The organism is Peribacillus sp. P4_C12, from assembly GCF_056402095.1.
Genome location: NZ_JBFUIB010000628.1, coordinates 1 through 1880, shown reverse-complemented (window position 1 = coordinate 1880; position 1880 = coordinate 1). Strand labels below are relative to the sequence as shown.

Here is a 1880-nt window from a genome sequence, read left to right as displayed (position 1 = left end):
TACCTATAGTGTATAAATTGATGCAATACGTGGTAGTCTGTATGAAAATAAAGGAAGTTAAGAGAGACTTACCTTTTCGAAGCAAGTTATTTCTTGTATAATTGTTTTTCTTAATAATGGTAATAGTCAGCTTTTCTCTGTAAAATATCCATGTTGAGGAATACTTTATGCGTAAGAATACATTTTATTATAAAGGGGATTGATAAAAATGATAGAAAATCCAAGCAGAGAAGAAATGGGTCAGATGTTAAAGAAATCGAAGCGCATTGCTGTTGTGGGATTATCAAATAACCCCGAGCGTACTTCTTATATGGTATCAAAAGCAATGCAGGATAGCGGATATGAAATCATCCCGGTAAATCCAGCTGTAACTGAAGTGCTGGGCGTTAAGGCCGTAAAAGCACTTAAAGATATTGAAGGACATGTTGATATCGTCAATGTTTTTCGCCGTTCTGAATTCCTCCCGGGGATTGCAAAAGAATTCGCAGAAATCGATGCTGATATTTTTTGGGCGCAGCTTGGGGTTGAAAATGAAGAAGCTTATGATTATCTAAAAGAAAAAGGTTATACTGTCATCATGGATCGATGTATAAAAGTTGAACACGCCCTTACGAAGTAATTTGGAAAGAGCGGATTTTCCGCTCTTTCTTAAAGGTATCGAAAGTTTCATCCGAAGAAATCCAATAATGCCTAGCTATGACTGGATTTGGAGAATGTGGGGGCATATCGATCATTTTAAAGAATAATTTAAGCGAAATAGTAAAAGTGTATTTGCCAAATGAAAAATTACCGCTACAATTAGAACGGTAGCTAAGATACGTTTACAAAACTAACAAGTTCTAACGGATGGTGCTAACGCTAATAAAAGGGACTAAAAAAATAGAACACTTGTTCTTTGTTCGTGAAAGTATTATACTTTTTGTATGATTATCAACGTATGAATTATTTTGTAAGAGCTAGAGAGTCATTTCATTGCAGTATGATTTGGCCCGGAAATTGTGTTTAGTAAGGAAAGGGGAATTTCTGTGGCAAAGAAAGTAAAAACAATCGAGTACAATGATGATGCAATTCAGGTACTGGAAGGACTTGAAGCGGTCAGAAAACGTCCCGGTATGTATATCGGCAGTACTGATGCACGTGGACTTCATCATTTAGTGTACGAGATTGTAGATAACTCCGTAGATGAGGCTTTGGCTGGATATGGAGACCAGATTAGTGTGAAAATACATAAAGATAACAGTATAAGTGTGACAGATAAAGGGCGTGGGATGCCCACTGGAATGCATAAATTGGGGAAACCAACACCTGAAGTCATTTTGACGATTCTTCATGCAGGCGGTAAATTTGGACAAGGCGGATATAAAACGAGCGGTGGCCTTCATGGTGTGGGTGCCTCTGTCGTTAACGCATTGTCTGAATGGCTTGTCGTGACGATTAAAAGGGATGGCTTTGTTTATGAACAACGGTTTTTCAAGGGAGGAAAACCGGAAACGACCCTAGAGAAAATTGGAAAGACCAACCAAGTTGGGACGAAAATCCATTTCAAGCCAGATCCGAAAATTTTTTCGGTTACGACTTTTAATTATGATATCCTCTCTGAACGTCTACGCGAATCAGCCTTTCTTTTAAAAGGCATGAAAATAGAATTGACGGATGAACGTAATGACCTGCATGAGACTTTTCATTATGAAAACGGAATTGAAGCTTTTGTAGCCTACTTAAATGAAGAAAAGGAAACCCTTCATAGTGTTATTAGCTTAGAAGGAGATCAGAATGGGATAGAAGTCGACCTGGCTTTTCAATTTAATGATGGGTATTCAGAAAATATTCTAAGCTTTGTAAATAATGTTCGTACAAAAGACGGCGGCACCCATGAGATT

2 protein-coding genes are annotated in these 1880 nt (G+C 37.8%); both read left to right on the top strand.

The annotated features are described in order from the left end of the window. Positions 1–208 precede the first annotated feature (208 nt). Positions 209–619 carry a CoA-binding protein gene (locus tag AC1DUW_RS27355; protein ID WP_053345885.1) on the top strand — a complete coding sequence of 137 codons (411 nt, stop codon included), beginning with the start codon at positions 209–211 and terminating at the stop codon, positions 617–619. A 406-nt stretch (positions 620–1025) separates the two neighbouring features. Continuing rightward, a partial coding sequence (locus AC1DUW_RS27350) for an ATP-binding protein (protein ID WP_477643994.1) occupies positions 1026–1880 on the top strand: 855 nt, incomplete at its 3' end.

What these genes read in the sequence shown, in the direction of transcription:
- AC1DUW_RS27355 (WP_053345885.1), top strand. Translation starts at nt 209, where the DNA reads ATGATAGAAAATCCAAGCAGAGAAGAAATGGGTCAGATGTTAAAGAAA.